Origin of the sequence: Methanobacterium sp. (genome assembly GCA_030017655.1) — an archaeon.
In the GTDB taxonomy this organism is placed as follows: Archaea; Methanobacteriota; Methanobacteria; order Methanobacteriales; family Methanobacteriaceae; genus Methanobacterium_D.
This window is the reverse complement of the sequence record JASEIM010000041.1, coordinates 1-8825: the sequence shown is the minus strand read 5'-3', so window position 1 is coordinate 8825 and position 8825 is coordinate 1. Positions and strand designations below refer to the sequence as shown.

Sequence of the window (8825 nt, the reverse complement as noted above, 5' to 3'; positions counted from 1 at the left end):
ATTAAAAAAGGGGAAAGGATTGCTCAGGCCGTTGTTTTTGATGTTACTGGGTCTGGAGAGTATAATGGATCCTATCAGGAATCTGAGGGTTGATTTATAAATTAAATAGCTCTATCAAGCCCATCAACCGCTTCAGGATTTGCAAGAGTACTTATATCCCCAACATCCTCTCCTTTTACCTTTGCTTTTATTACCCTTCTCATTATTTTCCCTGATCTTGTTTTAGGAAGATCATCAACAAAATTCAGATAGGTCGGAGTAGCTATGGGACCTATTTCAACTCTTACATGATGTTTAAGTTCGTTTCTAAAATCTTCGCCTGGTTTATTACCTTCTTTCAGTACAACAAATGCAGCTATTTCTTCACCCTTTATAGGGTCAGGTTTTCCAACTACAGCAGCTTCTGCCACACCTTCAGAACTTACAAGGGCAGATTCAACTTCAGCAGTGCTTATTCTATGCCCGGCCACATTTAAAACGTCATCTTCCCGTCCCTGAATCCAGAAATAACCTTCATCGTCAATTCTTCCAACATCTCCACTTAGATAAACATTCTCGAATTTACTCCAGTAAGCATCAATGTAACGCTGTGGATCCTTATATAAAGTCCTGAACATTGAAGGCCATGGTGATTTAATTACAAGGTGACCGCCTTTATCTTTTAAGGAATTACCATCCTCATCATAGATATCTGCCTTAACTGTTGGAAATGGCTTCACTGCAGAGCCGGGTTTAAGGTCAGATACAGGTAAAGGAGTTATTAGGTGCATTCCAGTCTCAGTCTGCCACCATGTATCCATTATCGGGCATTTCCCGCCTCCAATGTATTTATAATACCATACCCATGCTTCTGGATTAATTGGTTCACCAACAGAACCCAGAAGTCTTAAAGAGCTTAAATCATATTTATCGGGCCATTTCTCCCCGAATTTCATGAACATTCTCACCGTGGTGGGGGCTGTATAGAAAACAGTAACCTTATAGTCCTCTACCATCTTCCATAATCTTCCAGGATCCGGATAATCTGGGGTACCTTCATAGATGATGGATGTTACTCCAAGTAAAAGGGGAGCGTAGACTATATAACTGTGTCCTGTAATCCATCCAATATCAGCAGCACACCACCATATATCATCATCTTTCAGGTCAAAAACGAATTTTAAAGTTGCATAAACACCAACAGCGTATCCGCCATGGACATGAACAACTCCTTTAGGTTTTCCTGTAGTTCCGGAAGTATATAATATAAATAACGGGTCTTCAGAATCCATAACCTCAGTATCGCATGTTTCATCCATATCTGCAGTGATTTCATGCCACCATAGATCCCTACCATCTTGCATTTCAATATCAAGACCAGCATGCTTTACTACAATAAGATTTTTAACAGAAGGAGTTTTATCAAGTATATCATCAACATTCTCTTTAAGAGGTATCATTTTTCCCCTTCTTGTGAATCCATCTGTAGTTATAGCAATTTTAGATTCTGAATCATTGATCCTTTCCTGAAATGCCTTTGCCCAGAATCCAGAGAAGACAACTGAGTGAATAGCACCAATTTTAGCGCAGGCAAGCATTGCCACTGGAAGTTCGGGTATCATGGGTAAATAAATGCTTACAGTATCCCCTTTTTCTACGCCTAACTCTTTAAGGGCATTAGCAAATTTATTTACTTCTCTCCAGAGATCATAAAAAGTTAATTTTTTTGTTTCTCCGCCTTCTCCTTCCCATATATAAGCTATTTTATCCTTATTGTTTCCTTCAATATGTCTATCTAAAGCATTATGCACTATATTGAATTTTCCATCTAAAAACCACTCTGCATATGGCGGATTCCATTTTAATACACCTTTATATGAATTAAACCATTCAAGTTCCTTTGCAATCTCATCCCAGAACCATTCAGGATTATTTTCAGCTTTTTCAAGCAGTTCTTCGTAATTTTCTATATTTTGGATGTCCATCCATTTTTTTATGTTGCTATTTTCTACAATTTTTGATGCAGGTTTAAATACTCTTTCTTCTTTAAGCAGGGATTCTAAATCCTTTGACATTTTATCCCCCTCAAGATTTTTAAATCTAAATGCCAGTTATATTCAATACAAATAATTATATTATTTTTTAATTTTAAAATCTTAAATTTTTTTCGTTTAAAATATTAGTTATTATCAGATTTTTGCTTAATTTAAAAAAAATAAGAGAATTTACTGATTCTAACTTTACAAATAGGTAATTCCGTTCAATGGAATAATTAGGGGCTTTTTATAAAAATTAAATTGTTTAATTAACTTTCAAGACCACTAAAGTCATATCATCAAATTGAGGATTATCTTTACTGAAAGATGAAATTTCTTGCTTTATTTTTAAGACTATATTTTCTGAGGGCAAATTATGGCTTTCTTTAATAAGCAGTTTAAGCTTTTCAATTCCAAAAGGTTCTTCTTCATTTAAAGCATCGACAATGCCGTCAGTATAAAAAATTATGGTATCTCCGGGGTTTAAACTTATTTTTTTCTCTTTAAAGTCTATATTAATTAGTTTACCTAATTTAAAATTCTCATTTGCAAGTTCTATAATATTTCCAGTATTTTTTTTGAAAACTAAAGGAGATTCATGCCCGGCATTAATATAACTTAAATTTTTATTCTTCATGTCTAATACTGCATAAAATAGTGATAAATCGATTCCAGATTCTGCTTCAATAATTACTAACTTATTTAGATATTCCATTACATCAGAAACTTGATTGGTCTTCATTGCTTTTGTTTGAACTATTGTCTTGGATAATGCCATTAAAAGAGCGGCTGGAACTCCTTTTTCAGAAACATTTGCAATTGCAATACCCATTTTATCTTCTGTAATTGGGATAAAATCATAAAAATCCCCTCCAACTTCTTTTGCAGGAATGTTAATAGCAGCAACGTCAAAATCTTTTAAATGTGGGATTGAATCTGGTAAAAATGTCTGCTGGATCTTTTGTGCAACTTTTAATTCATTTTTTTTCCTTTCAAGCTCGTCAAAGTACATATCTCTTTCTTTAGCAGTTTTATGCTCTCTTAACTGGTTTGATATTATAAATGAGAAAACGAGTATGCCCAGAGTATTTGCAAGAATCATGGGAATACTAAGTTCTTCAACGATTGAAAATGCTAATGAATATGGTTTTACAATAAGAAGCGCTAATAGCATATGAAACATTTCTATTAAAACTGCAAAGACCACTGCACCGAAAATTCCAATAAATTTACGTCCATTTGCTAAAAATATAATTCCTGCAAATAATCCTGCAAGAATTGTAGCAATTGAACATGATAATGTGGTTGGACCCCCAATAAAGAAGTATCTATAAAGTCCTCCAATAAGTCCCGCTCCTAAACCCGCTATTGGCCCACCAATTAAACCTGCAATCATAGGACCAAGATCTCTGACATTTGCCACTGCACCAAAGACATCTACTCCAGAATAGGAACCAAAAATGGAAATTACTCCAAAAATTAAGATTATAATAAATTGATTTTTAAAGGTGAATTTACCATCAAGTATTTCCTGAAAATATTTAATACGTGAGACAATATAAGCAATAACAATAATTACGCATGTTTTTTCTATAAGCACTAATAGAGAATGTAATGCAAGGCCTAATGATTCTTCTCCTCCTTCTAAAATAAGTAATACACTTATACTTCCCATTATAGCGATTAAAGCATGGAGATTTAGTATACTATGTTCTTCGTTAACTCTTAAATATCTTGTTATCTTTGAATAATTAGCTATTATTCTTTTTTTTTGTAATTCTATCAATTTAACACCTGATATGATAAAAAAAATCAACTTCGTAAGATTTTAGTAATTTAAAATATACTTTATTATTATATTAGCCTGTTTTTAAAATTATTGGGGGGAAGTTCTTTATATTTTTATCTGATTTGTTATATTAATGAGAAAACTAAATGATATATCTCTTAGAATATTTATTAACAGTTGAATCAATTTTTTTAATAGTATTTGCAATTTAAATAGTAAGAAATACCTAAAAAGTAGGTAAATTGCATTAATACAATAAGAATATTTGAATTTCTTGAAATGGGTTAGCTTTAATAAAATTAAAGATCATATACTTATCAATGGATTCATCAAATATTACCGTAAGATGTGCGGATGCTCTGGTACAGGTTCTGGAACAGAATGGTGTCAAATTCATTTTTGGACATCCGGGTGAGCAAATTTTGCCGTTTTATGATGCATTACGAAGTTCTAATATTAAACATGTGTTGATGCGCCATGAACAGGGAGCGGCTCATGCAGCTGATGGATATGCAAGAGTTTCCGGTAATTTCGGGGTTTGTACTGCAACTGCCGGTCCGGGAGCGTTGAATTTGGTCATGGGGGTTGGAACGGCATTTAAAGACTCAATTCCAATGGTTGTTATTACGGGGGATGTGGAAAGAGATCAAAAAGGGCAGAATGTATTTCAGGATGTTGATGTTCAGGGAATATTTAATCCAATCACGTTAAACTCATTTAACATTAAAGATCCGGAAGATGGTATTTTGAAATTAAAAGAGGCAATTGTTTCAATTACCCATGATAAAACAGGGCCGGTACATTTGAATTTTCCAAAAGATGTTTTAAACGAAGATGTAAATATGTACTGGGTCGATGAAAAAATAAGTTATCCCAATAATGTTCCTTTAAATGAAATTAATGATGCAGTTAAATTAATAGAGGACTCTAAAAGGCCACTTATTCTTGCAGGAACTGGAATTATATGGGGGCATGCAGTAGATAAATTAAAAGTTTTTGCGGAAAAATACAGCATTCCTGTTACAACAACATATTCTGCAAGGGGAGTTTTGCCTGAAGATCATCCGCTTTGCCTTGGAATGATTGGACTTAGAGGTACAACAGCCGCTAATTTTGCAGGTAATAACTGCGACCTTTTAATTGCATTGGGCTGCAGATTTTCAGAAAGAACAGAGATAGGTATTGGAAAAGAACGTATTATTCATGTAAATCTTGATAAAAGCGTTTTAAGTGGAGATATAAGAATCCGGGCAGATGTATCAGAATTTTTAGACTGTTTATCTGATATTAAAATCATAAGCACGCGTAAATGGCTTTCAGAGCTTGAAAGCTATAAAAGAACATATAATATTAAAACAGATTATAATAACATTCCAATTAAACCTCAAAGAGCTATAAAGGACATTCTGGATGCATCAGAGGATTCAATAACTGTAAGTGATGCTGGAACACATACAACATGGGTTACATTACTTAAAAAGATTAAAAGACCATCTTCATTAATATTTTCAGGTGGATTTGGGCCTATGGGTTATGGATTGCCTGCTGCGATTGGTGCTGCACTGGCAGAACCTGAAGAAAATGTTGTTTTAGTTACGGGAGATGGAGGATTCCAGATGACAATGCAAGAACTTGCAGTAATTTCCCAGGAGAATATCCCCATATTAATCTGTATCATAAATAACTGCTGTCTGGGGATAATAAAACAGTGGCAGGATATGCAATATAGAAAACGATTTGAGGTTGAACTTGAAAATCCAGACTTTGTTGAAATTGCGAAGGCATATGGAATTAAAGCAGAAAGAATAGATTCACCAGATAAAATATTTAAAGCAGTAGAAAATGCTTTAAAGTTGAAAGAACCATATTTAATAGATATAATGGTTGATAAAGAAGAAGGAATAATTTTACCCAAAATAAACCCTAAATAATTTGAAAATTTATTTCAAAGGTGATTATATGAAGGTTTTATTGATAAACCCTCCAGACACTGCTTCCAAATATAAGTTCATAGGTCTTGTAGCTCCTCCTTTAGGAATTTCATATATAGCAGCAGTACTTGAAAAAAGAGGGATTGAAGTCAAAATAATAGATGGTTCTGCCCTTGAAATGAGCTGGGAAGAACTGGAAAATGAAATTTCTAAGTATTCACCAGATGTTATAGGGGTTACTGCATTAACGCCTACAATTATTCAGGGACTTAAAACAGCTGAAATTGCAAAAAAAACATGTCCCAAGGCTTATGTGGTTTTAGGAGGATATCATCCAACATTTACGTATAATGAACTCTTAAAAAATGATTTTATTGATATTATAATTTATGGTGAAGGCGAGTACACCATGCTTGAACTTGTTGAAACCATTGAAAAGGGAGGGGACTTAAGTAAAGTTAAAGGCATAGTCACCAGAAAATTTAAAACTCCCCCAAGGCCAATTATAGAAGATTTAGATGAAATACCATTCCCTGCAAGACATTTACTCCCTATGGACAAATATAAAATTCTAAACATGAAACTTTCAACCGGAACAATGATATCGGGAAGAGGATGCCCTCATAGATGCTCGTTCTGTTCATCATCAGCGATGCATGGCCATAAATTGAGGATGAGATCAGCAGATAATATTGTTGATGAAATGGAACATCTAATAGATGTGCATGATTCTGAAATGATAGCATTCATGGATGATACATTTACAATGAACAGAAAAAGAGTGGAAGAGGTATGCGATGAAATTAAGGAAAGGGATCTTGATTTTTATTGGGGATGTACAGCAAGGGTAGATACCTTATCCAAGAAACTTCTCCAGAAAATGAAAGATTCAGGATGTATAACTGTCTTTCTAGGCGTAGAATCTGCAGATCAGCAACATTTAGATAAATTAAACAAAAGAATCACCCTGGATAGAATAAGAAGGACTTTTGAACTTACCAGAGAACTTGATGTCAGAACAATTGCATCTGCAGTGCTTGGAATGCCTGGAGACACCCGGCAAAGTATAGAGAAAACAATAAATTTTGTTAAAAGCCTTAACCCTTCCTATGCAGTATTTTCACTCGCCACTCCTTATCCTGGAACTGATTTTTACATTAAAGCTTCTAAACAGAACCTTATAAAGGTTAACGACTGGTCAAAATATACTTTGCTGAGTCCAGTTTTAGAAACAGTCGATTGTTCATTGGAAGAGCTTAAAAATTTACAAAAAAAAGCGTTTAGAGATTTTTATCTACGCCCAAGCTACATTATTCGACAAGCATGGATAGATGGGTTTGTACTTATTAAAACTGTGGGTGCAATGATTAAAGATGTGGGTAGATAATTCATTTAATAAAAGCTTTTGAAATATAAAATAAGAAGAATTAGAGGTGTTTTGAAGTTAGATAAGTATCTGCTACCGCTCCAACTCCTTTTCCTAATTCAACATCAAATCCAAGGCCTTTTAAAGTCATTTCAAGTGCAGAAATTGTTGTTACAATATCCTTATAAGTAACGTTACCCATATGACCTATTCTGAATACGTTACCTTTTAGATGATCCTGACCACCAGCAAGCACTATTCCATATTTATCTCTCATTGTGCCTCTCATGTCTTTATCAGTTACGCCTTCAGGCATTTTAATGGCTGTTACGGTTGCAGATGAAACTTCTTCTTGAGCAAATAATTCAAGACCAATGGCTTTTATACCATTTTTTGTTGCTTCTGCAGCTAATTTATGTCTTTTTATCCTGCTTTCAAGCCCTTCTTCCATAACCACGTTTAATGCTTCTTTCATGGCATACATTAATGAAACAGATGGAGTAAATGGAGTTTCAGATGGTTTATTGTTTCCATACTTTTTATATTTCCTTATATCAAGATAATATGAACTAGATTGTACTTTATCAATCAGATTCCATGCATCATCACTTACTGTAATTGCAGCCATTCCTGGCGGTGCTGCAAGGCATTTCTGTGAACCAGTAACACAAATATCAATATTATAATCATCTACTGCTACATCATCTCCTCCAAGGGATGAAACAGTATCAACAACGTATAATGCATCATAATCCTTAAGAACATTTCCAACTTCTTCAATAGGATTTGCAACTCCTGTTGAAGTTTCATTATGAACTATTGTAACAGCTTTAATGTCTTCGTTTTCATCTAAAATGTTTTTGACATCTTCTGGGTTTACTGCAGTTCCCCATTCTACTTTGAGTTCTATAGGGGATCCTCCATTGGTTTTTGCTATTTGCATAAACCTTTCACCGAATTTTCCACCTACGATATTTAAAATTTTATCTCCTTTGTTTAGGATATTTCCTACAGCTGCCTCCATGGCTGCTGTTCCAGAACCGGTTATGGTATAGGATTGATTATCTGTCTGGAAAATTTCTGACATCATTTCATTTGTTTCAGTTAAAATTTCAGCAAATTCAGCACTTCTATGGTTTATTATTGCCTCTGACAGGGCTTTTAGTACTCTAGGAGCTACTCTTGTAGGTCCTGGTATCATTAACAGGGTTTCCTCCATTTTTAATCCTCCAATCTTAATTTTGGTAGTTGGGAAACTGAGTTACTCAACTTCCAATTTAAGTAATTAGCAAAACAACTTTACTTATATCTGGTATGATATATCTCTTTTATATGAATTTGGATATATGGTTTTCATGGTATAAAGAAATATTGGATGAGTTCGGTTTCAGCCAGAATGAGGATGAAAAGTCTGCAAAATTATTAAATAATTTATTAAAAAACCATAATGGTCTGAATAAAAATGAAATAAAGATAAAGAATAAAGTAATTGTTTTTGGCGCAGGACCATCTATAAAAAGAAATATAAAAGAATTAAAAAAATTAAATTTAAGTGATTTTACCTTAATTGCTGCAGATGGAGCAACTACAGCTCTTTTAGAAGAAAATACAATCCCCGATATCATCGTTACAGATTTAGATGGTGATATGGATAATATTATCAAAGCAAATAAAGAAGGAGCTATTTTGGTAGTTCATGCACATGGAAATAACATTGAAAAAAT

At 33.8% G+C, this 8825-nt stretch carries 7 protein-coding genes; 4 read left to right on the top strand and 3 right to left on the bottom strand.

The window, feature by feature from the left end:
• Positions 1-93, top strand: a 93-nt coding sequence (locus QMD61_11170; protein MDI6725196.1) for a deoxyuridine 5'-triphosphate nucleotidohydrolase, incomplete at its 5' end; no start/stop codon positions are given.
• Between the two features lie 8 nt (positions 94-101).
• Here QMD61_11170 and acs read toward each other — a convergent pair.
• A complete protein-coding gene (acs, locus tag QMD61_11165) occupies positions 102-2054 on the bottom strand; it encodes an acetate--CoA ligase (GenBank protein ID MDI6725195.1) in 1953 nt (650 codons plus the stop codon).
• A gap of 226 nt (positions 2055-2280) precedes the next feature.
• Complete coding sequence (locus tag QMD61_11160) at positions 2281-3801, bottom strand: LytS/YhcK type 5TM receptor domain-containing protein (protein MDI6725194.1); 1521 nt, start codon at positions 3799-3801, stop codon at positions 2281-2283.
• A gap of 323 nt (positions 3802-4124) precedes the next feature.
• Here QMD61_11160 and QMD61_11155 point away from each other — a divergent pair, with 323 nt between their 5' ends.
• Positions 4125-5735, top strand: coding sequence for a thiamine pyrophosphate-binding protein (locus QMD61_11155; GenBank protein ID MDI6725193.1), 1611 nt, complete (start codon positions 4125-4127; stop codon positions 5733-5735).
• Positions 5736-5763: 28 nt separating this feature from the next.
• Positions 5764-7122: a radical SAM protein gene (locus QMD61_11150; GenBank protein ID MDI6725192.1), complete on the top strand. Its 1359-nt coding sequence runs from the start codon at positions 5764-5766 to the stop codon at positions 7120-7122.
• 40 nt (positions 7123-7162) lie between these two features.
• Here the strand turns inward: QMD61_11150 and QMD61_11145 are convergent, their stop codons facing one another.
• Complete coding sequence (locus QMD61_11145; GenBank protein ID MDI6725191.1) at positions 7163-8320, bottom strand: alanine--glyoxylate aminotransferase family protein; 1158 nt, start codon at positions 8318-8320, stop codon at positions 7163-7165.
• A 113-nt stretch (positions 8321-8433) separates the two neighbouring features.
• Here QMD61_11145 and QMD61_11140 point away from each other — a divergent pair.
• On the top strand, positions 8434-8825 hold a 392-nt coding region (locus QMD61_11140; protein MDI6725190.1), incomplete at its 3' end, for a DUF115 domain-containing protein.